Below are 20,916 nucleotides of genomic sequence, written 5' to 3' on the forward strand. Positions count from 1 at the left end.
AAATACAGGACCAGTTAAGACCTAACCGAATATTATGACATTACTAGACGGAAAAAAAGTTTCCAACGAGATAAAGGACGAGATTACCTTAGAGGTAGCGAAGATGAAAGAACGCGGTGAGAAAGTACCCCATTTGGCAGCCGTTCTGGTAGGTAATGACGGAGCAAGTCTAACGTATGTAGGTAGCAAAGTACGCTCGTGCAAGAAAATTGGTTTTGAATCTACTTTAATTCACTTGCCTAGTGAAACTACAGAAGAAGAGCTGTTAAATAAAGTTCATGAGCTTAACGCCAACGCGGATATTGACGGGTATATTGTACAACTACCTTTGCCAAAGCATATAGACGAGGAAAAGGTTTTAATGGCTGTTGATCCGGATAAAGATGTAGACGGATTCCACCCTGCAAACTTCGGAAAAATGGCATTGGATATGGAAACTTTCATATCTGCCACTCCTTTTGGTATTATGGAACTTCTTAAGCGTTATAAGGTAGATACTCAAGGTAAACATGCCGTTGTTATTGGCCGTAGTCATATTGTAGGTAGACCCATTAGTATTTTAATGAGCCAGAAAGGAGAAGCTGCAAACTGTACGGTTACCTTAGCTCATAGTAGAACTCAGAATATTAAGGAATTGACCTTGCAGGCAGATATAATTGTATCTGCGTTGGGTGTTCCACACTTTTTAAAAGGCGATATGGTCAAAGAGGGTGCGGTTATCATAGATGTTGGTATTACCAGGGTTTCCGATGAAACCAAGGAAAAAGGATATTATATTACCGGTGATGTTGATTTTGAAGAGGTTAGCCCTAAAGCTTCATTTATAACTCCTGTTCCAGGCGGTGTTGGACCAATGACCATTGCTATGCTTCTCAAAAATACCCTTTTAGCCAGAGAAAGACATAGAAATAACTAGAGGCGGGTTAGAATTTTTATTGATTTTTTGAGTCGGTAAAATTGGGTTTTGCGGCTATGGGTTTTTTATAGCTTTAATTCTTTTCTGTTTTCTCGTTTAAGTGCAACAATTGTTTAGTTTTGAGCGTTAGCGCTTTATAAACCAACCATCTTATGTTAGAAGCACTTGCCTCTGCCGATATTCAATTGGATCCTTTCTTTGATTTATCCATGGATTATCTTTGTGTTGCTGGATACGATGGATATTTTAGAAAAATAAATCCTGCGTTTATTGAATTGTTGGGGTATTCTAAAGAGGAGCTGTTTTCTTCCCTTATTTGTGAATTTATTTATGAGGAAGACCGTGAACTGACCGCCTCCCACAGAAAAAGTCTTATAAATAATAAGCCTTTAGTCAATTTTGAGAATCGGTATATCTGTAAATCCGGAGAATTGGTATGGCTGCATTGGACATCTATCCCCATGCCGGACAAGCAATTGGTCTATGCCATAGCCAAAAACATAACCCACAAAAAGAACTTGGAGTCGGAACGTATCTCTCATGTGGCTCATTTATCAAAAATAAACCAACAACTTAAACAGCTAAATTACACTACTTCACATGATTTAAGGTCTCCGGTCAACAACTTACTTTATCTGGCGGATATTCTGGGGTCTAACAATAATAGTGATGAGGATAATGAAAAAATACTTGAATATATAAAGCAATCTGCACAAGGCCTTAAAACTTCATTGAACTCTTATGTAGATGCGTTAAAGGAAAATGAAGAATCTAATGTTAGGGTAGAGGAAGTGTATTTTGAAACTATTTTTCAAAAAGTACAGAACTCTATCAGTTCTTTGATCAAGGACTCAAAAGCAAAATTTTATGCGGACTTTTCCGGAATGGAAAGTGTAGAGTTCAATACGTCTTACATGGAGAGTATTTTTCTTAATCTTATTACCAACTCAATCAAATACGCTAGGCCGGACAGCTTCCCTGAAATTAAGATTACCACAACCGAAAATAACGGTGAAAAGACATTTACTTTTTCTGATAACGGACTTGGTTTTGACATGGGAAAAGTGGGGCACCTAATCTTTAACCTAAATCAAAGATTTCACAATACTAAAGACAGTAAAGGAGTGGGATTATATTTAGTGCATAACCATATAACCAGTCTAGGAGGTAGTATAAGTGTAGAAAGTAAAGTAAACGAGGGTAGTACTTTTACCATTAAATTTAAATCTTGATCGGTGCCAATTTTTAACGGGATTCTAATTTTAATCCTTCCGTACATTGATTATCCGCTTCTCGTATGGCTCGTATTTTAAGACATCCGGTTAGTAGTTTGTAATTTGTTTAGGGTTTTTTATAAAAATCCAAACAAACGTTTTGCTGAAGAAAAAATTGTTCATTCGATGAAAATAATTGGAGATTAAGCAACAATTGTCTTATACTTAGCGTTTTAAATTCGTTATACCTTACCAAAACCAATGAGACAGTTAATAGAAACCGAAAACTTTAAGCTAGATCCGTTTTTTAACTTATCAACAGATAATCTTTGTATCACAGATTTTGAAGGTTTCTTTAAGAAAGTAAATCCTGCCTTTACAAAACTTTTGGGGTATACGGATAAGGAACTGTATTCAAAGCCCATAACGGAGTTTATTTATGAGGAAGACCGCGAGTTAACGGCCCGGCATGGTCAGAACTTGATCAATAACATTCCTTTGTGCAATTTTGAAAATAGATACGTTTCTAAAACTGGGGAGTTGGTATGGCTGTACTGGACGGCTAGCCCGTCCGTAGATGAAGGCTTGGTCTATGCCATAGCCAAGGATATAACACATAAAAAAGAATTGGAGAATGAGCGCATTTCTCTTGTAAGTGACTTAGTGGAAACAAATGAAAAGCTCAAACAGTTAAACCATATTACTTCCCATGATTTAAGGTCGCCCGTAAATAATTTGGTCTATCTCGTAGAAATGCTGGATACCAACAAAATCAATGATGACACCACCTTACAGATTTTAGAGCACGTAAAACGCTCTGCAGATGGATTGAAGGAATCATTAAACGCTTATGTTGACGCAGTAACGGAAAGCGAAAGCGTTGCAAAGGCACTGGATGACGTTTATTTCAATGAGGTATTTCAAGAGGTTACACAATCCATTGGTACGTTGCTGAGCGGTTCCAATGTAGAGTTTATTACTGATTTTTCCGAGGCGGAATTCGTTCCGTTCAATGGAGAATATATGAAGAGTATTTTTCTAAACTTGATTTCCAATTCAACCAAATATGCAAGGCCTGGCGTCGCACCTATTATTTCTATCAAGACTCAAATGGATAGGGGCCGGAAAAAGTTAATTTATAGTGATAACGGCTTGGGGTTTGATATGGAAAAATATGGACACCTTATTTTTGAACTCAGTCAAAAGTTTCATAATGCCAACGGTAGCAAGGGACTTGGCCTATACTTGGTAAAAAAGCATATAACCAGTTTAGGCGGAAGTATACAGGTGGATAGCAAAATAAATCAAGGAACCACCTTTACCATTGTATTTGAAGAATGGTCGTAAGAAGTAATAGTGGGTTCCAAACGCCTAGTTTAGAAATTTCTTTTCCTTTAAAACCTTTCCTGTAATTACGGTATCTCCGGGTTTTATAACTTCAATATCATTGCTGTCATCAATACTGCAACTACTTATTACGATGATTACCGTAAGAAGGAACAATACAAACGCGAACTTTTTCATAGGTCAAGTAAAAATAGATTTGAATGTACATAACGTTTAAAACAGCGTTTTATGTATAAATTTTGCATAATCTTTACACGTTGAAATGCAGGTGCTAAGGCAAAACCTTTACTTTTGCGGCTTTTGCATATTCCATGGCCAATACAAACCGTTTTTCTTTCGTAGACCCTGCTAAAAGTCCAATTTTTTACGGTTATATTATTTTGGTAATCGGTACCATTGGTATTTACTGTAGTATTCCTGGCCAAACCATTGGTGTATCTGTATTTACGGATCCCGTAAAGGATGCTTTAGGTTTGAGCAGGAACCAGTTTAGTAATGCGTATATGATAGGTACTATATGTAGTTCTTTGGTTATTGGTCGTGCCGGGGTTTGGTTTGATAAGTATGGGGCTCGCTACGTGGCATTTTTTGCTGCGATTACATTGGCAGTGGCTCTTATGCTCTGTTCTTGGTCCGTACAAATGAGTACGTTCGTAAAAAGCTTGTTAAACGTTGATACGTGGCTTGTTCCCTTTGTTATAATGGCTTCCCTCTTTTTTGTTCTAAGGTTTTCTGGCCAAGGAGTACTTACTATGGCTTCCCGTAATGTTATCATGATTTGGTTCGATAAGAATAGGGGTAAGGTCAATGCAATTAGCAGTGTGGCCATATCGTTTGGTTTTTCATCTTCACCGCTCTGGGTAAATGCACTCATTGAAAGTTATAGTTGGCAGGTTACATGGCAAATATTGGCTGCGGCACTAGTGGTTTTCTCAATTTGTATCTTACAGTTTTATAAGAATAAACCGGAAGAGCACGGTCTATTACCGGATGGCGAAGTTTTGGTGAATCAAGAAGAGTCCAAGAACATACCCTTGGCAAAACAGTATACGGTAAAAGAAGCACAACAGACCCGAGCATTTTGGATGTATGCGTTGATCTTATCTTTTAATAGTTTTTTTATTACCGGGTTAACTTTTCACGTAGTATCCGTTTTTGCCAGTGAAGGATTTCCGAAAGATGATGCCATATCCATATTTTTGCCGGCATCCGTCGTAGCAGTAACCATTTCTCTAATTTTTAATTTTTTAAGCGATTACCTGCATCTTAAACTTTATTTGTATTTGATGATTTTAGGAGGGATTATGGCTTCAGTTGGTTTTTTGTTCCTGTCCTCTTCTTTTGGTATTCCCATGCTAATTGGTGGCTTCGGAGTTTTAGGCGGCTTTTTTGCTGTACTCAACGCTATTGTATGGCCTCGTTTCTTTGGCCGTACACATTTAGGGGCCATAACGGGTAAGGTGATGTCATTTTTAATTTTGGGAAGCGCTCTTGCACCACCCATTTTCAGTCTTTGTTTCAGTACGTTTGGGTCGTATAGGTTACTTGGGTATCTAGGACTTGTTTTTCTACTTTTTTTGGCTATAGGTTCGGTTAAGGCAAATAATCCGCAGTAATCATAATTTGATTTATTATTACAATTAGATAGCTTTCTATTTTGGTTTTTTCAGACTTCTCTGGGTTCTAAATCCCTTTCTAAACCCTAGAAGAGGCATAGTTTGTTCTTTGATAGGCAGCTGGTAAAGTTGCATTTTGATTCTTGCGCTATTGTTCCTAGATTTAGATGTTTTAGCAATGTACCTCAATTTTGCTATGATGATGGAATTAACGAAAACCTAAACAACCTATTAAAATGAAAAAAACGGCCCTGGCGCTATCTCTTGTGGTAGCCCTTGTCTCATGTAAAACCGAGACAAAAAAAGACGAAGTGACAAAAGCGGCTTCCACGGCCGAAACCACCCCGGAAGCAGATGAATGGATTTACCTTTTTGACGGGACTACTACAGAAGGCTGGCGTGCCTATAACGGAGATGATTTGCCGCCGCAATGGGTAGTTAAGGACGGAGCCCTAACTTTTGATACCGAAAAACGAACCGAAGCAAATAGAAAAGGCGGTAAGGATATTATCTATGCGGCCCAAGAGTTCGATAATTTTGAACTGTATTGGGAATGGAAAATACCGGAAGGAGGTAATAGCGGATTGTTGTATCATATTCAAGAAGGGGATTGGAGCATACCCGAAGTTTCTCCCGAATATCAGATGCTGGATGACCTTAAATGGGAAGAAATTAATAATGCCAAGTTAGAAGAATGGCAAAAAACAGGTGCGGATTACGCCATGCACTTACCGGATGTAAGTCAAAAAATAGTCAAGCCTGCGGGAGAGTGGAATACGTCACGCATCATTTTTACTCCAGAAAATGTAGAGCATTGGCTTAACGGAAAAAAGCTATTGTCTTTTGTGCCTTGGTCAGAAGACTGGAAAGAACGTAAGGCCAAAGGAAAATGGAAAGATGCTCCTAAATACGGATCTTTTAAAAAAGGTTATATCGGTTTTCAGGACCATGATAGTCCACTTTGGCTTAAAAATGTAAAAATCAAACAACTTTAGAATACTAAACTACATACTCAAACAATCCAAATTACTTGAAAATGAATAAAAGAGAATTTTTAAAAAGCGCGGCGGCCGTATCTTCGTTCGCTTTGTTGCCCAATGCGGCGTGGGCTTTCCAAAATGGAAAAAGACTTAGAACGGCCCATATTGGTGTGGGTAATATGGGAGCTGAAGATTTGAACGCAATTGCTTCTCATGGTTCTGTAGATGTTGTTGCGTTATGCGATGTAGATTCCGTCAACTTGGCAAAAGCACATAAACTGCACCCAGGGGCACGTGTGTTTTTTGATTATAGGGCTATGCTAAATGAAATGGGAGATGAGATTGATGCCGTAGTCGTTTCTACACCGGACCATACCCATGCGCCTGCTTCCTTAATGGCTATGGAAATGAACAAGCCCGTGTACTGTCAGAAGCCATTGACTCATTATGTAGATGAATCAAGAAAAATGATGCAGTTGGCCAAAGAAAAGAATTTGGTGACCCAGATGGGCATTCAGGTGCATTCGTTTTATGATTACCGCTTGGCTACCCTTTTAATTCAAAGTGGTATCATAGGCAAGGTACATACTGTACATGCCTGGTCTCCCAAATCATGGGGTTACAACGGAGATGAACCTCAAGGGGAAGACCCGGTGCCGGACCAATTGGATTGGAACCTTTGGTTAGGTACGTCCAAAGAACGCCCTTATAAAGAGGGGTACTACCATCCCGGTAAATGGAGAAGGCTGTTAGATTATGGTTGCGGTACATTGGGTGATATGGGGGTGCATATTTTTGATACACCTTATAATGCCCTTAATTTAGATGTGCCTTTAACTATTAAAAATGAATGTCGTGAGCCCAACGGGTATGGTTTTCCAGAGAACAATACCGTAACCTATGAATTCCCTGGAACCGAATACACTACAAAAAACCTTAAATGGATTTGGTATGACGGCCCTGGAATGCCACCGGAGCATGAAGATTTAATATTACCGGACAGTAAAGGTGCGGGCAAACAACAAAAAAATGGCGCAGGTCAAAAAAATGACATATCGTTAGATGCAGGTGTAGCCGGAGCGGGTCAATTACCTGATCAAGGTGCTATGTTCATTGGTAAAAAGGGACGTTTGTTACTACCTCATTTTATGCAATTGCCAAAGAAAATCGTAAAGGGTAAATATGTGGATATCTCTAAAGAAATTGCTGAGGTTTCCAAAGCCAATAATTTAGGAGAGCCTATTCGCAATTATGATACAGAAGGTCCAAAGCATTATCATCAGTTTGTTGATGCATGCTTGGGTAAAGGGCAGACTACGGCTCCTTTTTCGTACGCGGGACGTTTAACGGAGACTATTTTGCTTGGTGTAATTGCAGGCCGTTTTCCTAATCAGACCTTGCATTGGGATGCGCAGAGTGCTAAATTTTCTAAGGATGAAGCCAATCAATTTTTAGGTGGTGATTACCGAGAGTTTTAATAAGACGGATTATGAATAGATTAATTACTACAATTTTCATCGGTCTTTTTCTAAATGTTTCCCTTTTCGGTCAAACAGGAATGGTATTTGACGAATTGACCGTAAAAAGCGAAATCTTAAAAGGGGAACGCAAGTATGCGGTATACCTGCCTCCGGATTACGAAACCTCACAACGTTCCTATCCCGTTCTTTATTTGTTGCACGGCGCGGGTGACGACCAAACAGGTTGGGTACAGTTTGGAGAGGTTCTACGCATTACTGATAACGCGATAAAAGCGGGTACGGCCACACCAATGATAATTGTTATGCCCGATGCCAATACAGGTAAACGTGGTTATTTTAATCAAGGAAAGGATTGGCGTTATGAAGATTTCTTTTTTGAGGAATTTATGCCCCATATAGAAAAGAAGTACCGCATTAAGGCCGAAAAACGTTACAGGGCTATTTCCGGACTTTCCATGGGGGGAGGAGGAACCTTTATGTATGCAATGCACCGGCCTGAACTCTTTTCTTCGGCTTGTCCATTAAGTGCTTATGTTGGACCGTTAACTATTGCCGATTTTAAAGAGCGGTTAAAGAAAAGCGATGTAAAGTATAGTGAATCTGAAATAAAGGAATATTTCATAAAGCATAATGCTTTGGAGTTGTTAAAGACAGTACCGGAGGAAGAAGTTAAATCCATTAGGTGGTATATAGATTGTGGTGATGATGATTTCTTGTTCGAGGGCAATAGTTTAGTGCATATTGCCATGACGAAAAAGAAAATTCCACATGAATACCGTGTGCGCGATGGCGGCCATACTTGGACGTATTGGCGGGAATCACTACCGACGGTTCTTGGTTTTGTGTCCGATGCTTTTCATCAGCATTAGTGGTAAATATCCGTTTTGAGGGAATAAATAAAATTAAAAATATAGAATGATTTACAGAAGATTCGGGAGAACCGGTTGGCAAGTTAGTGAAGTAGGGTACGGTATGTGGGGAATGGCCGGTTGGACACAATCAGATGATGAACAGTCTGCCAAATCGTTGGATTTAGCGGTTGAAAACGGGGTTAATTTTTTTGATACCGCATGGGGTTATGGTGAGGGGCATAGTGAGGAGTTGCTAGGGGAACTTATCCGTAGGCATCCCAAAACCAAATTGTATTCCGCAAGTAAGATTCCGCCTAAAAATTTTAACTGGCCGGCAAGACCGGAATATGCATTTGAGGATTCCTATCCTACAAATCACATTATTGAGTATACAGAGAAAACCTTGACCAATTTAGGCATGGAACGTATAGATTTAATGCAGTTTCATACTTGGGACGATGGGTGGTCTCACCGTGAGGAATGGCAACGGGCTATTGAAGACTTAAAGAAGTCCGGCAAGATTGGCGCCATGGGCATAAGTGTAAACAGGTGGGAGCCCGAAAACGGTATCAAGGCCTTAAAAACAGGTTTGATAGATGCCGTACAGGTCATTTATAATATTTTTGACCAAAATCCCGAAGACGTACTTTTTCCTTTGTGTGAGGAGATGGACATTGCCGTAATTGCACGTGTTCCTTTTGATGAAGGTACTTTGACCGGTAACCTTACCAAGGAAACCACCTTTCCAGAGGGAGATTGACGAGGTACCTATTTTGTTCCAGAAAACTTAAATTCTAGTGTAGAACATGCAGAAGCGTTAAGACCATTAATTCCAGAAGGAATGACCATAGCCGAAATGGCACTGCGATTTATATTGGAGAACAAGACTATTGGTACGACCATACCGGGTATGCGAAAAGAACGTAACGTTTTGGCCAATACCGCAACCAGTGACGGAAACGGATTGCCAAAGGAACTCATAGAAGAATTGAAAAAACACCGTTGGGTAAGAAAGCCCACCGAGTGGTCACAATAGAATACTACTGTACCACTCTGAGCGCAGTCAAAGAGTGGTACGGTTTTTACTTGGCAAATAACTGTCCCATATCCTTAAATGCTTTAAACTCTAAAGCGTTTCCCGCAGGGTCTAAAAAGAACATCGTAGCCTGTTCACCGGTCTGGCCCTTAAAACGTACGTAAGGTTCAATTACGAACCTGACTCCTTTTTCTTTAAGTTCTTGCGAGAAGGACTCAAAAACGTCCCAAGGTAAAACAACACCATAATGCGGGACAGGTACATTCTTGCCATCTACTGGGTTGCTATGGATACCTTCGGTCTCTGTTTTTGGCTTGTAGTGGATTACCAATTGATGTCCAAATAGGTTGAAATCTACCCAATGGTCACTACTACGGCCTTCTTCACAGTTTAACGTTTCTCTGTAGAATGTTCGGCATTCATCTAGATTATGAACAGGTATAGCAATATGAAAAGGGGTTACGGTTTGCATATTTTTTGGGAATTAATGATCTAAAAAATCTACGATTTGGTCATTTATATGTTCTTGGTGCATAGAGTGTCCAAGGCCCTTTGTACGAACAAAAATACTATTTTTCCAGTGGGCATGAACAGCTTCGGAAGCATGAAAAGGAGCTAGTTTATCTTCTTCATCATGAAACAAAAGTCCTTTTTTGGTATTCTTTTCAGCAAAGCGTGAAGACGAAAATTCAGCTACGGTAAAACCAAAACGTTTCAGGACAAGTGCTTCTAACGCTTTGCGGACCGTATTGTTAAAGTTTAGCAGCCGCTGATAGTGGTCCATGATTTCATAAAACTCGGAAGGTGAGCCAATGGTAACCATTTTTTGAACATTTGGATTTTGGTGATAAAATTCATTGTACATCAAGGTCATACCACCAACCGAATGTCCTATTAGGTATTTTGGATTGTGCTTTTGAATCATGGCCTGCACTCCATCCGAATATAGGGGTACGTTTAAACATTTCCCGGAAGAATACCCGTGTGCAGGAGCATCAAACGCCACAATATTGTAATCTGCCTCACGAAGCTTGGCTATGAGATTACGCCATCTAAACGTGTTGCTTTCCCACCCATGAACCAAAAGAACGGTCTCTTTATTTCCTGGCCAGTGATAAGTCTGTAACGTATGCTTTTTAACATCAATAGTGTCACCTTTTGCTTGGTCTAGATATTCCTTTTGATTAGGGAGTACCCTGCCTTTTCGTACGGTACAGAAAACATAAAAAGCTTTCTTAGCGGCTTTTTTCTTGGACACTCTTGCGAGCATATTAAAATAGCGCCCATAGACTTTGGGGAGCATTTTGTTCAGGGTTTTTTGCATAGGTTTTGAGAACTATTTTAGGGGCTTCTTTTTAATCATCCCTCCTTTAATATCTTTTACAACCCCCATTACTATAAAGGCGTTTTTGTCTATTTTATCTATTTCCGTACTTAACCGGGCCAGTTCCAAACGGGTCATTACCGTATAGATAATTTCTGTTGAAACCCGGGAATTGCCATCTTTGGTATATCCTCCTTTTCCATTATAAACCGTACATGCCCTGCCCATTTTTTCGGTGAGCATTATTCGTATCTCTTCATTTTTAGGAGAAATTACCGTAACGCCAATATACTCTTCTACACCATCAACCACGTAGTTTACGGTCTTTGCGGCTACTAAGTAGGTGAGAATAGCATATAGCGCCGTTTCAATACTTAAAAGATAAGCACCTGCGGAAAAAATGACAATATTAATAAGGAGAAGCACATCACCAATGGTCAAATGCCATTTTCTACTAAGATAGATGGCCAGTACCTCGGTACCATCAATAACGCTACCACCTCGCATGGCCATACCAATACCTAGACCTAAGAAAAATCCCCCAAAAACGGCAATCAACAGCTTATCACTAGTGATAATAGGGTAGGGGACAAAATGAACCACAATGGCGAGTGCTATAATGGCAAAAATGCTTCGTATGGCAAATTTTCTATTGATGGTCTTGGCGCCAAGAAGAATAAACGGCATATTCACCAATACCAATAAAATGCCCAATGAGATATTGGATTTTACCTGGATCAATAGAGAAACCCCAGTGGCCCCACCATCAATAAAATGATTGGGCAGTAAAAAACCTTTAAGGCCAAAACCTGCAGCGCCTACACCAATTGCAATAAAAAGTATTTCTTTTATGGCATGGACAAACTCTACTTGGCCCAACCTGATTTCTTTAACAAGTTGTCTTTTGGCAATTGCCTTTTCGCCCTTTAATTTGGCTTTGGCGCGTTGTACCAAGAGATATTGCAAAATTGAATTCATGGTACGGTTTTAAATTATAATATGTGACTACGGGGAAAACCTAGTCCCAAGCAACCATCATATATTTGATTTTGGCATCATCCGGAATTTGGACAGCTTCTATATTTACACTTGAGGCATACCGCAAACTAGAAGGTAGCTCCTCTTTACTTATGGTAAAATAGACATCGCTATCTTTTAGAAGAATAACCACGTTGTTCATAGATGTAATGACCTTGCGAATAGTATAATTGTCCTTAATATCCTTAAAAGTACTACCTAGGCCAACACCTTTATCCGTAGTAAAACGTGGGTCTTCTATGCGAATATTCTCAATAGTGGGTATGCTATCCGAGTTTGGAGTAAGGGTCAATAAGGGTTTCCCCCCTTTTTCGAACACCTTAACTTTTTTACTGTTGTTAGCGCTATTAATGCTGGTGCTATCCTTTACGATAGAATCGTTTTCGTATATAATTTTTAAGTCGCGTACCAGACTAATACGGTCCAATTTGCCTACACGGTCTTTTATAATAGAGAAGGACGTGTCCTTTTCTTCATTACAACTTGCGAGACATAGGATTAGGCAGATGCTAATTAGTATACTTTTCATGTATTTGTGTAGATTGTTCGTTGCTATCTGAAAAATTGCGTTTTACTTTATCGAATTACTTTTTTCAAAACCCCTAAAACACCACGAATAAAAGTGGCACTGGTCAATACCTTTATAACCGGATTCTGGCGTGTGCTTGTGCTTCGTCTTCTAGATGTGGTTTTTGGTTTAGCCTTTTCCTTTGCTGCTTCTGTTTCTGCCTTTTCTATCTTTTCGTTCAAGATCTCATAAGCGCTTTCACGGTCTATAACCTCACCATATTTTGTGACCAACTTAGAATTTTTTATCACAGTTTTCAGCTCGCTTTCCGTTAATACATCCATACGGCTCATGGGGGCGCGAAGCAATGTGGCGGCAAGTGGAGTAGGCCTTCCTTTTTCATCCAAAGCGGAAATCAAGGCTTCTCCAATACCCAGGGAGGTTAAGACTTCTTTAGTGTTGTAATATTCGGAAATAGGGTAGTTTTCAGCCGTAAGTTTAATCGCTTTTCGGTCTCTGGCGGTAAAGGCACGTAGCGCATGCTGAACTTTTAGCCCCAGCTGCGAAAGAACCTCATTGGGAACATCGGCAGGGTTTTGGGTAACAAAGTAAAGCCCTATTCCTTTTGAGCGTATCAACTTTACAATACTTTCAATTTGGTCCAATAGTGCTTTTGAAGCTTCGTTGAAAATTAGGTGGGCTTCGTCTATAAACAGGATTAATTCAGGTCTGTCACTATCGCCTTGCTCAGGAAATGTACTGTAGATTTCCGCCAGTAGGCTCAACATAAAAGTAGAGAACAGTTTTGGGCGGTCTTGAATATCCGTCAAGCGTAAAATGTTAATGTAGCCCCTTCCATTTTCATCAACTCGGGTTAAATCGTCTACATCAAATGATTTTTCGCCAAAAAACAAATCGGCACCCTGCTGCTCTAGCTCTATAATTTTTCTAAGAATGGCGCCAGTTGAACTAGAGGAAATTCTACCGTAATCTTTGGTGAATTCCGCTTTGCCCGATCCGGTTGCGTATTGTAGTACTTTCTTAAAATCTTTCAAGTCCAACAGTGGCAATTTGTTGTCATCACAGTATTTAAAGACCACGGCCACAATACCTTCTTGTGTTTCGGTAAGGTCTAGGATACGTGATAGGAGCACTGGTCCAAATTCTGAAACTGTGGCCCTAAGTTTTACCCCGTCTTGTTCGGAAAGGGATAGAATCTCTACTGGAAACGACTTTGCTTCAAACGGAAGATTGCCTATCATGGCATGACGCTCGTCTATTTTTGGATGACCGGGACTTGGCTGTGCAAGTCCACTTAAATCACCTTTAAGGTCCATTAACAGAACCGGAATGCCTTTGTCCGACAAATTTTCGGCCAGTACCTGAAGTGTTTTTGTTTTACCTGTTCCCGTTGCTCCTGCAATAAGTCCGTGACGGTTCAACGTCTTTAAGGGCACTTTTACATGGGCATTGGTAACCGCTTCACCATTGAGCATGGCGGCACCCATAACTATATAATCACCTTTGGTGGTATAACCGGTTTCTATATGTTCTACAAATTTGTCTTTAGTTGGCATACGGCGTATTTTGAAGTAAAAATAAGGGAATTTTTACTGTTTAGCCGAGACTTTTAGAGAAGTTTGGGTTTGAACAAAGCTGAATAGGGGCCGTAGGCAATGAAAATTACAGACTTAGCGGATTATTATGCACGCACATAATTTAAGTTTGAGAATTTGGGTTTTGGTATTTTCAACGCGTATCTTTGCACGATGGTTAAAAAGGAAGTTTTACAGGAAGTTGATAAAGGGAACATGTTGCCCTTAATGGAAGAATTTTATACCATACAGGGAGAAGGTTTCCATAAAGGTACAGCAGCATATTTTATTCGTGTTGGTGGTTGCGATGTAGGATGCCATTGGTGCGATGTTAAGGAAAGCTGGAATGCAGAAACCCATCCGCCAACGGCTATTGAGCAGATTACCGAGAACGCCGCTAAGTATTCCGATACTATTGTTATTACAGGTGGGGAACCCCTAACTTGGAATATGCAACCTTTAACCGATGCCCTAAAGGCCAAGAACTTAAAGACCCATATTGAAACTTCCGGTGCTTATCCTTTGACCGGTACGTGGGACTGGATTTGTCTCTCGCCAAAAAAGAACAAATTGCCCATGGGTAAGGTATATGACGAAGCCCATGAGCTAAAGGTTATAGTATACAATAAGCACGACTTAATTTTTGCGGAACAGGAAGCGGCAAAAACGAATAATGATTGCATTTTGTACCTACAACCAGAATGGAGCGTTCGGGACAAAGTGGTGCCTATGATCGTAGACTATGTTATGCAAAACCCAAAATGGAAGGTAAGCTTGCAGACGCATAAGTATTTGAATATTCCGTAATTCTTCTTTAGCGCCCTCCTATAGAGCGTAGATCTAGAAGGCACTCTGCGTCTAAACTAGGAGGTTCCGGTAGAATACCTTTGGAAGTTTTTGCTTCCAGCATTCTAAGCACATCTTTTCCGCTAAGGCGGCACGCAGCCGTAATGGTACCGTTATCCGTTGCACTTTTGGCAGATTTGCCGCTAAAACCACCAAATTGAAGTTCGGCTCGCATCAAGCAACCTTCAACTGAACAGTGGTTGTTGCCTTTTGTATTGCCTTCTTCGTCCAAAACGGGTTTTCCGTCTTCATCACGTTCAATATCCTCATGGTCGTTAACGGGTTGTGTCCCTAGGTTTACAAGCCCGAACAGATGGCCAAATTCATGGTTCAATGTAGAATTTTCAACATCGGCATCCGTAATGAAAAAACTTCGGTCTGCTAGTTTACGAATGGTTACTTCGTGTAGGATCATAGAAGTATTCCGGTATACCGCACCTAGGGTAACCAATCCTTCTTCGTCATCATCGCCTTCGGCAGGAGCATCTGCAAAGTAAATGTATAGGCCAAGGGTAGAACCTTCATTGTAAACCGTTCTGTTTTCGGATTCTAGTTTGGCTATTTCTTCCAAAGTCAGATTTTCTTCGTCCGGAGATTCTAGTTTGGTGTATTTTAATTCAATATCTTCTTTGAATGTTCTTTGTTTTAAATAGGATACAAAACCTTCCATGGCCTCTTCGGTTGGCTTAAACCCGTCTACGTAGGCAATCTCTATTAAAAGCTTGGTAAAGTTGTCGTTAGATAAAAGGTCTGTTGCCGAAGCCCCGGCACTTTTAAGGCTAGCTTCTTTGGCCTGGGCAGTTTCTCTTTCCTGAGTTTGTACGGAATCATCTTTGGAACATCCTATAAAAAAGATAAGAGTTAAAACTGCTGGAAGTATTCGTAATTTGTTCATCCTTGTATTTTAGGGGCCTTCATTAAGAACAAAAATGGCGAAAAATACTGTTATTTAAGCCATAATTTAGCCAAATAGTCGTAATGTTCGCCGTTTCTTACAAGTTTACAGTTAAAACCGTTGGCCTCAGCGGCCATTTCTAAGGTGTTGTAATCCAGGTACAACCAGAAAAAAGAATCGCTTTTTTGGTCTTTGTATTTCATTTGGAATTCAATTTCACCATAGTAAGAACCGGTATCCGGTACCCAAACACCACCATCTTCGTCCTCTTCAAACATGTAAATGATATCGCTGGAATCCAATAAAATTTGTGCACCTGGGTTCATTAGGGTTTTTAAGTGTTTCAAGAATTTGGACATATGGTTTAATTTGCCCACAATGCCAATACCGTTCATTAATAATAACAACGTATCGAACTTTTGGTCTTTAAAACTGTAGATATCCGAATACACCACGTTTTGTAACCCGCGTAACTTACATGTTTTGGTGGCTCCTTCGGAATAATCAAGGGCGGTCACCTCCAGACCTTTTTCCTGTAAATACAGACTGTGGCTTCCGGCGCCGCAGCCAACATCCAAAACCAATCCCTTACAAAGCTGTAGCGCCTCTTGTTCCAACTTTGGCATTTCTTTGAAGTTTCTGAACAAATAGGGCACAGGAATAACATCTTCTTCATCCAAAGAGGAGAAGGTAATAATGTCTTCCGTGTAGTTGTCTTTTTGAAAATCTAATATGGCACGGCCAAATACGTCTATCATAGGAGAAGTGGTTTGTTTGGCAAAATTGGACTTTTTAAGTATTTCTTGTTTAGTTTTGGTCAGATTTTTAAGAGGATGGAGCAAATTTTAAAGGAACTTCCCAAGAAAGCGAAGGATAAGCACAATGAAAACCGCAAATTTTTTGCCAAGCTTAAAAAGCGGCCACCCAAGAATTTGGATTATGTAATGCAAGAATTACATGATGATGAATTTGAGCGAACCGATTGTTTGGAATGTGCCAATTGCTGTAAAACAACAGGCCCGTTATTTACGAAAGCCGATGTAGAGCGTATTGCTAAATATTTTAGGCTAAAGCCCCAAAAATTCATAGAGCAATATTTACGTGTTGATGAGGAGAACGATTATGTGTTACAGCAAGTTCCCTGCACTTTTTTAGGGGCGGATAACTATTGCTCAATTTATGACGTACGGCCAAAGGCCTGCCGGGAGTTTCCGCATACGGACCGTAAAAAGTTTCAGCAGATCTCTAACCTAACTTTAAAAAACGTGGCCATTTGCCCTGCGGCATTCAATATCGTAGAGAAAATGAAGAAAGCCATTGGTAACTGATTTTTTTTAGAACCTTAATTGAACACGCTGTATGGAGCCCAGAATAGTTGAGCTTGAAGAAAAGAAACTGGTAGGACATGCTTTAAAAATGAGTCTGGCCAATAATCGCACGTTTGAGCTATGGAGCGGTTTTATGCCGCTTAAAAAGCATATTACAAATAGTATAGGTTCAGATTTATATTCTTTACAAGTGTATGATACCTTCCCGGACGAGGTAGGGTTTAATCCAACTACGGAGTTTACAAAGTGGGCGGTCATAGAAGTGAGTGGATATGGTGCGTATGCCAAAGATTTCAAAACCTTAGATTTACATGGGGGATTATACGCAGTGTTCATTCACAAGGGGCCCTCTAGTGAATTTGCTAAAACCATGAATTTTATTTTTAAGGAATGGATACCAAGTTCCAAGTATGAATTGGACCGCAGGCCTCATTTTGAAATTTTAGGAGAGAAATACAAAAACAACCAACCTGATTCCGAAGAAGAGGTTTGGATACCGATAAAATTAAAATAGCAGTTATAGTGCCCTTTGTTTTGTAATACTTTAAATTTTCTATATTTAAAGTATGGAATTCATAATCGATTATTTTGAAACTATCCCTTCTTTACACCGTTCGCTTATCTTGGTGGGAGGGATTACTTTTTTTTGGGTGTTAGAAGGCATTGTGCCCCTCTTTGGTTTTACTTATAAGAAATGGGAGCATGCTTTGCCCAATCTCTTTTTCACGTTTACAACGGTAATCGTAAATTTTGTACTGGCCTTTTTGTTACTTAAAACCGCAGATTTTACCGTGACCGAGAATTTTGGAATCATCAACTGGTTGCCGGAAATGCCCTTATGGTTGTATGTAATTGTGGGTCTTTTACTTTTGGATTTGATCGGGGCGTACCTGGCACATCTTGTTGAGCATAAAGTAAAGCTTTTGTGGCGAGTTCATTTGGTGCACCATACCGATCACAATGTAGATACCACTACGGCCAACCGCCATCACCCATTAGAAAGCATGATACGTTTTGTCTTTACATTGTTCGGGGTGTTAATTGTGGGTACTCCTATTGGTATTGTTATGTTGTACCAATCACTTTCTCTAGTGGCTACCCAGTTTAATCATGCCAATATTAAAATGCCCAGAAAGCTAGATGAGGTTTTAAGCTGGGTCATTGCTTCACCGGATATGCATAAAGTACATCATCATTATAAATTACCATATACAGATAGTAATTATGGAAATATATTTTCTATTTGGGACCGTCTTTTTGGAACTTTTAAGAAGTTTGATAGAGAAAGTATCATTTACGGGGTAGATACGTTTCCTGATGAGGTTGAAAACGCAAGCATAAAAGGATTGCTAAAACAGCCCTTTCACAAATCTAGAAAGCCCACCACTTGGTCCGAAACGGAAAGTAGTTTGTAATCATTCTGGGGCTATGGATAAAGTAAATATTTCTTTCTTACTTTTTTGAATTTAATCAAATCAGGTTGCCAGCTCTCTTTTATGGTTTCCTCGGTTTCACCGCTTTCTATTTGTTTTTGTAGTTTTTGTGTACCTGCATGTTTTGTGAATCCACTTGTGATGAACACTTTGGATTTGTCCTTGGAGTTGGTGTAGGCATCTATAAGCCATTGAACGGATACCCCGCTCATTTTAGGAAACTCGGATAAATCCTTTCCAAAGCAAATTTTTCCTTTCTCTTTTGGATTTTTGGAACCAAAATTAGGCATTGGCGTATACCTGAAGCTATATTGGGTGCTATCTAAAAATGAAGCTCCATAACATTGGAACTGTAGTTCTGTTCCTCTTCCGGCATTAACATTGGTGCCTTCAAAAAGACCTAAACTGGGGTAGAGATTAATGGCAATATCGTTGGGTAAATTGGGAGAAGGTCTAACGGCCAAGCTATACTCCGTTTCGTGTGTCCAATTTTCTAAGGATATTACGGTAAGGTTTGCTTTTTTCTCACCTTCTATCCATTGTTCTTCATTGATCATTTGAGCATATTCGCCAATGGTCATTCCATAGACCAATGGTATTTCCGTCATTCCCAAGAAGCCGGTGTGGGCTTTTTCCATAGTAGGCCCATCAATATAATGCGCATTGGGGTTAGGACGATCAAGAACGATCAGAGGTATGTTTTCTGCCGCGCAAGCTTCCATTACCAATTGCAACGTGGCAATATAGGTATAGAACCTAACGCCCACATCTTGAATGTCAAAAAGCACAACATCAATATCCTTTAACTGTGCGGCAGAAGGTTTTCTGTTTTTTCCGTATAGCGAAATGAGCGGAAGTCCGGTTTTACTGTCAACTCCGTCTTTCACCTTTTCGCCGGCATCAACACTGCCTCTAAACCCGTGTTCGGGAGCAAAAACTTTTTTGATATCAACATTCAGGGCCAGTAAAGAATCCACTAGGTGAACGTAGGGGGCGGAAGACTCCGTGTCCGCTTTGGTCGTTTTAAAAATAATGGTAGTCTGGTTTCCTACAACGGCCACTTTCTTTCCTTTTAATAAGGGTAAATAGGCATCGGTCCTATTTGCTGCAACTATAACGGGCTTTTCAAAAATAGTATCGTTGGGCACCAAAATTGGTTCTGAACCAGGTTTCTCGGCTTTAGGCGTGTTTCCGCAGGCTATAATAAGCAAAAACCAAATGAAAAATGTACTTTTGAAACAGTTTAAAAACGCCATAGATTGAATTTTGAATATTTTTTGGCCAAGCGGCTCATCAAAGGTGAGGCGCATAAAATTAGTATTTCCGCTCCAATAATAAAAATAGCAATTGCAGCTATTGCCTTGGGGGTTGTAATGATGCTCATTGCTATCGCTACCGGAGTGGGGCTTAAGCATAAAATTCGCGAGAAAGTGGCCGCTTTTAATGGTCATATCCAAATCTCTAGTTACGATAATAATGCTTCGGACGTTTCCGTAATGCCGGTATCGTTAGAACAGGATTTTTATCCGGAATTTAAGGGCGTCGATGGTATAGCCCATGTACAGGCAGTAGCTAGCAAAGCGGGTATCATTAGAACCGAAACTACTTTTGAAGGCATCATTGCCAAGGGGGTAGGTAGTGATTATAATTGGTCTGCTTTTCAAGAGTATTTGGTAGACGGTAAATTGCCCTATTATACGGGCGAGCTAAATGAGGAAGTTCTCATGTCTACGCTCATGGCCAACCGTTTGCACTTAAAAACCGGAGATACATTCTATGCTTTTTTCTTAAAGGATGGCGATGTTTCAAAATTGCCCAACCAACGGAAATTTAAGATTACCGGACTTTACGATAGCGGCTTTGAGGAGTTTGACGGACTTTATCTCTTTACGGATATACGCCATATTCAGCGTATGAACAAATGGGGCAATGATCAAGTGGGGAACTTTGAAATTTTCTTGAATAGTTTTGATGATATAGATGAGAAGAGCAGGGAGATTTATGGTAAAACCCTGTCCACGTTAGATACGCAGACTATTATAGATAAGTATTACAAGATTTTTGAATGGATAAGCCTGTTCGATTTTAATATTATTTTGATCATAGGCATCGTAATTATCGTAAGCGGATTTAATATGATTACCGCTTTATTAGTGTTGATTTTAGAGCGGACCCAGATGATTGGAATATTAAAGGCTTTAGGGTCCGCCAACTGGAGCATACGTAAAGTGTTTTTGTACAACGCCAGCTACCTCATTGGTATAGGCCTTGTTTGGGGTAATGTCATTGGTCTGGGGGCCATCTTTATTCAGGATAAATTTCAGGTATTAAAATTCCCAAACCCCAAAGAGTATTACATAGATTATGTGCCGGTACATATAGATTTTATTACCGTAGTGGCCTTAAATATTGGCGTGCTGGTACTTTGTGTTATTATGCTTTTGGTGCCGTCCTATATCATCACCAAAATTACTCCCGTTAAGGCAATTAAGTTCGAATAGGGGCACA

The 20,916-nt window shown here is 39.9% G+C and carries 23 protein-coding genes; 14 read left to right on the forward strand and 9 right to left on the reverse strand.

The features are described 5' to 3' along the window. Positions 1–34: 34 nt before the first annotated feature. The 3 genes from folD to SJY45_RS17195 all read left to right on the forward strand — a co-directional run bounded on the left by folD (position 35) and on the right by SJY45_RS17195 (position 3,477). A complete protein-coding gene (gene folD, locus SJY45_RS17185; RefSeq protein WP_215912861.1) occupies positions 35–916 on the forward strand; it encodes a bifunctional methylenetetrahydrofolate dehydrogenase/methenyltetrahydrofolate cyclohydrolase FolD in 882 nt (293 codons plus the stop codon). 152 nt (positions 917–1,068) lie between these two features. Further along, positions 1,069–2,148: an ATP-binding protein gene (locus tag SJY45_RS17190; RefSeq protein WP_400072305.1), complete on the forward strand. Its 1,080-nt coding sequence runs from the start codon at positions 1,069–1,071 to the stop codon at positions 2,146–2,148. A 243-nt stretch (positions 2,149–2,391) separates the two neighbouring features. After that, entirely contained in the window at positions 2,392–3,477 is a 1,086-nt protein-coding gene (locus SJY45_RS17195) for a PAS domain S-box protein (RefSeq protein WP_400072307.1), read from the forward strand. A gap of 24 nt (positions 3,478–3,501) precedes the next feature. Here the strand turns inward: SJY45_RS17195 and SJY45_RS17200 are convergent, their stop codons facing one another. Next, the gene (locus SJY45_RS17200; protein ID WP_215438359.1) at positions 3,502–3,654 is read right to left on the reverse strand and encodes a hypothetical protein; all 153 of its coding nucleotides are present in this window, start codon (positions 3,652–3,654) and stop codon (positions 3,502–3,504) included. Positions 3,655–3,788: 134 nt separating this feature from the next. Between SJY45_RS17200 and SJY45_RS17205 the strand changes: the two genes are divergently transcribed. The 6 genes from SJY45_RS17205 to SJY45_RS17230 all read left to right on the forward strand — a co-directional run bounded on the left by SJY45_RS17205 (position 3,789) and on the right by SJY45_RS17230 (position 9,441). Next, entirely contained in the window at positions 3,789–5,093 is a 1,305-nt protein-coding gene (locus tag SJY45_RS17205) for an MFS transporter (protein WP_400072309.1), read from the forward strand. Positions 5,094–5,329: 236 nt separating this feature from the next. Further along, on the forward strand, positions 5,330–6,088 hold the full coding sequence (locus tag SJY45_RS17210) for a DUF1080 domain-containing protein (protein WP_215912858.1): 759 nt from the start codon (positions 5,330–5,332) through the stop codon (positions 6,086–6,088). Between the two features lie 41 nt (positions 6,089–6,129). After that, the gene (locus SJY45_RS17215; RefSeq protein ID WP_400072311.1) at positions 6,130–7,551 is read left to right on the forward strand and encodes a Gfo/Idh/MocA family protein; all 1,422 of its coding nucleotides are present in this window, start codon (positions 6,130–6,132) and stop codon (positions 7,549–7,551) included. Positions 7,552–7,562: 11 nt separating this feature from the next. Beyond that, complete coding sequence (locus SJY45_RS17220; RefSeq protein ID WP_400072313.1) at positions 7,563–8,423, forward strand: alpha/beta hydrolase; 861 nt, start codon at positions 7,563–7,565, stop codon at positions 8,421–8,423. Between the two features lie 46 nt (positions 8,424–8,469). Next, on the forward strand, positions 8,470–9,165 hold the full coding sequence (locus tag SJY45_RS17225; RefSeq protein ID WP_400072315.1) for an aldo/keto reductase: 696 nt from the start codon (positions 8,470–8,472) through the stop codon (positions 9,163–9,165). 81 nt (positions 9,166–9,246) lie between these two features. Next, the gene (locus SJY45_RS17230; RefSeq protein ID WP_400072317.1) at positions 9,247–9,441 is read left to right on the forward strand and encodes a hypothetical protein; all 195 of its coding nucleotides are present in this window, start codon (positions 9,247–9,249) and stop codon (positions 9,439–9,441) included. 46 nt (positions 9,442–9,487) lie between these two features. On the opposite strand, the gene SJY45_RS17235 is transcribed toward SJY45_RS17230, so the two are convergent. The 5 genes from SJY45_RS17235 to SJY45_RS17255 are packed head-to-tail and all read right to left on the reverse strand — an operon-like array spanning position 9,488 to position 13,888. Further along, a complete protein-coding gene (locus tag SJY45_RS17235; protein WP_400072319.1) occupies positions 9,488–9,913 on the reverse strand; it encodes a VOC family protein in 426 nt (141 codons plus the stop codon). Between the two features lie 12 nt (positions 9,914–9,925). Continuing rightward, the gene (locus tag SJY45_RS17240) at positions 9,926–10,765 is read right to left on the reverse strand and encodes an alpha/beta fold hydrolase (RefSeq protein WP_400072321.1); all 840 of its coding nucleotides are present in this window, start codon (positions 10,763–10,765) and stop codon (positions 9,926–9,928) included. 12 nt (positions 10,766–10,777) lie between these two features. After that, the gene (locus tag SJY45_RS17245) at positions 10,778–11,743 is read right to left on the reverse strand and encodes a YitT family protein (RefSeq protein WP_215912853.1); all 966 of its coding nucleotides are present in this window, start codon (positions 11,741–11,743) and stop codon (positions 10,778–10,780) included. A gap of 40 nt (positions 11,744–11,783) precedes the next feature. After that, complete coding sequence (locus SJY45_RS17250) at positions 11,784–12,332, reverse strand: hypothetical protein (protein WP_215438350.1); 549 nt, start codon at positions 12,330–12,332, stop codon at positions 11,784–11,786. Between the two features lie 47 nt (positions 12,333–12,379). Beyond that, the gene (locus SJY45_RS17255; protein WP_400072324.1) at positions 12,380–13,888 is read right to left on the reverse strand and encodes a helicase HerA-like domain-containing protein; all 1,509 of its coding nucleotides are present in this window, start codon (positions 13,886–13,888) and stop codon (positions 12,380–12,382) included. A gap of 192 nt (positions 13,889–14,080) precedes the next feature. Between SJY45_RS17255 and SJY45_RS17260 the strand changes: the two genes are divergently transcribed. After that, complete coding sequence (locus tag SJY45_RS17260) at positions 14,081–14,713, forward strand: 7-carboxy-7-deazaguanine synthase QueE (RefSeq protein ID WP_400072326.1); 633 nt, start codon at positions 14,081–14,083, stop codon at positions 14,711–14,713. Positions 14,714–14,720: 7 nt separating this feature from the next. Here the strand turns inward: SJY45_RS17260 and SJY45_RS17265 are convergent, their stop codons facing one another. Together SJY45_RS17265 and SJY45_RS17270 are read right to left on the reverse strand one after the other, a co-directional pair. Continuing rightward, positions 14,721–15,647 carry a hypothetical protein gene (locus SJY45_RS17265; protein ID WP_289039066.1) on the reverse strand — a complete coding sequence of 309 codons (927 nt, stop codon included), beginning with the start codon at positions 15,645–15,647 and terminating at the stop codon, positions 14,721–14,723. A 50-nt stretch (positions 15,648–15,697) separates the two neighbouring features. Then, positions 15,698–16,405: a class I SAM-dependent methyltransferase gene (locus SJY45_RS17270; RefSeq protein WP_400072328.1), complete on the reverse strand. Its 708-nt coding sequence runs from the start codon at positions 16,403–16,405 to the stop codon at positions 15,698–15,700. A 75-nt stretch (positions 16,406–16,480) separates the two neighbouring features. Here SJY45_RS17270 and SJY45_RS17275 point away from each other — a divergent pair, with 75 nt between their 5' ends. From SJY45_RS17275 to SJY45_RS17285, 3 genes are read left to right on the forward strand one after another with little or no spacing between them, the layout of a single operon-like run. Continuing rightward, positions 16,481–16,975 (forward strand): YkgJ family cysteine cluster protein, encoded by a 495-nt coding sequence (locus SJY45_RS17275; RefSeq protein ID WP_215438345.1) that lies wholly within the window; start codon positions 16,481–16,483, stop codon positions 16,973–16,975. Positions 16,976–17,006: 31 nt separating this feature from the next. Next, positions 17,007–17,489 (forward strand): GyrI-like domain-containing protein, encoded by a 483-nt coding sequence (locus SJY45_RS17280; protein WP_400072330.1) that lies wholly within the window; start codon positions 17,007–17,009, stop codon positions 17,487–17,489. A gap of 52 nt (positions 17,490–17,541) precedes the next feature. Further along, entirely contained in the window at positions 17,542–18,390 is an 849-nt protein-coding gene (locus SJY45_RS17285) for a sterol desaturase family protein (RefSeq protein WP_400072332.1), read from the forward strand. An 11-nt stretch (positions 18,391–18,401) separates the two neighbouring features. Here SJY45_RS17285 and SJY45_RS17290 read toward each other — a convergent pair whose 3' ends face one another. Next, a complete protein-coding gene (locus SJY45_RS17290) occupies positions 18,402–19,664 on the reverse strand; it encodes an exo-beta-N-acetylmuramidase NamZ domain-containing protein (protein ID WP_400072334.1) in 1,263 nt (420 codons plus the stop codon). A 3-nt stretch (positions 19,665–19,667) separates the two neighbouring features. Between SJY45_RS17290 and SJY45_RS17295 the strand changes: the two genes are divergently transcribed. Next, on the forward strand, positions 19,668–20,909 hold the full coding sequence (locus SJY45_RS17295; RefSeq protein WP_400072336.1) for an ABC transporter permease: 1,242 nt from the start codon (positions 19,668–19,670) through the stop codon (positions 20,907–20,909). Positions 20,910–20,916: the final 7 nt, after the last annotated feature.

It is taken from the genome of Zobellia russellii (assembly GCF_044597075.1).
In the GTDB taxonomy this organism is placed as follows: domain Bacteria; phylum Bacteroidota; class Bacteroidia; order Flavobacteriales; family Flavobacteriaceae; genus Zobellia; species Zobellia russellii.

What these genes read in the sequence shown, in the direction of transcription:
- folD (WP_215912861.1), top strand. Translation starts at nt 35, where the DNA reads ATGACATTACTAGACGGAAAAAAAGTTTCCAACGAGATAAAGGACGAG.
- SJY45_RS17190 (WP_400072305.1), top strand. Translation starts at nt 1,069, where the DNA reads ATGTTAGAAGCACTTGCCTCTGCCGATATTCAATTGGATCCTTTCTTT.
- SJY45_RS17195 (WP_400072307.1), top strand. Translation starts at nt 2,392, where the DNA reads ATGAGACAGTTAATAGAAACCGAAAACTTTAAGCTAGATCCGTTTTTT.
- SJY45_RS17200 (WP_215438359.1), bottom strand. Translation starts at nt 3,654, where the DNA reads ATGAAAAAGTTCGCGTTTGTATTGTTCCTTCTTACGGTAATCATCGTA.
- SJY45_RS17205 (WP_400072309.1), top strand. Translation starts at nt 3,789, where the DNA reads ATGGCCAATACAAACCGTTTTTCTTTCGTAGACCCTGCTAAAAGTCCA.
- SJY45_RS17210 (WP_215912858.1), top strand. Translation starts at nt 5,330, where the DNA reads ATGAAAAAAACGGCCCTGGCGCTATCTCTTGTGGTAGCCCTTGTCTCA.
- SJY45_RS17215 (WP_400072311.1), top strand. Translation starts at nt 6,130, where the DNA reads ATGAATAAAAGAGAATTTTTAAAAAGCGCGGCGGCCGTATCTTCGTTC.
- SJY45_RS17220 (WP_400072313.1), top strand. Translation starts at nt 7,563, where the DNA reads ATGAATAGATTAATTACTACAATTTTCATCGGTCTTTTTCTAAATGTT.
- SJY45_RS17225 (WP_400072315.1), top strand. Translation starts at nt 8,470, where the DNA reads ATGATTTACAGAAGATTCGGGAGAACCGGTTGGCAAGTTAGTGAAGTA.
- SJY45_RS17230 (WP_400072317.1), top strand. Translation starts at nt 9,247, where the DNA reads ATGACCATAGCCGAAATGGCACTGCGATTTATATTGGAGAACAAGACT.
- SJY45_RS17235 (WP_400072319.1), bottom strand. Translation starts at nt 9,913, where the DNA reads ATGCAAACCGTAACCCCTTTTCATATTGCTATACCTGTTCATAATCTA.
- SJY45_RS17240 (WP_400072321.1), bottom strand. Translation starts at nt 10,765, where the DNA reads ATGCAAAAAACCCTGAACAAAATGCTCCCCAAAGTCTATGGGCGCTAT.
- SJY45_RS17245 (WP_215912853.1), bottom strand. Translation starts at nt 11,743, where the DNA reads ATGAATTCAATTTTGCAATATCTCTTGGTACAACGCGCCAAAGCCAAA.
- SJY45_RS17250 (WP_215438350.1), bottom strand. Translation starts at nt 12,332, where the DNA reads ATGAAAAGTATACTAATTAGCATCTGCCTAATCCTATGTCTCGCAAGT.
- SJY45_RS17255 (WP_400072324.1), bottom strand. Translation starts at nt 13,888, where the DNA reads ATGCCAACTAAAGACAAATTTGTAGAACATATAGAAACCGGTTATACC.
- SJY45_RS17260 (WP_400072326.1), top strand. Translation starts at nt 14,081, where the DNA reads ATGGTTAAAAAGGAAGTTTTACAGGAAGTTGATAAAGGGAACATGTTG.
- SJY45_RS17265 (WP_289039066.1), bottom strand. Translation starts at nt 15,647, where the DNA reads ATGAACAAATTACGAATACTTCCAGCAGTTTTAACTCTTATCTTTTTT.
- SJY45_RS17270 (WP_400072328.1), bottom strand. Translation starts at nt 16,405, where the DNA reads ATGATAGACGTATTTGGCCGTGCCATATTAGATTTTCAAAAAGACAAC.
- SJY45_RS17275 (WP_215438345.1), top strand. Translation starts at nt 16,481, where the DNA reads ATGGAGCAAATTTTAAAGGAACTTCCCAAGAAAGCGAAGGATAAGCAC.
- SJY45_RS17280 (WP_400072330.1), top strand. Translation starts at nt 17,007, where the DNA reads ATGGAGCCCAGAATAGTTGAGCTTGAAGAAAAGAAACTGGTAGGACAT.
- SJY45_RS17285 (WP_400072332.1), top strand. Translation starts at nt 17,542, where the DNA reads ATGGAATTCATAATCGATTATTTTGAAACTATCCCTTCTTTACACCGT.
- SJY45_RS17290 (WP_400072334.1), bottom strand. Translation starts at nt 19,664, where the DNA reads ATGGCGTTTTTAAACTGTTTCAAAAGTACATTTTTCATTTGGTTTTTG.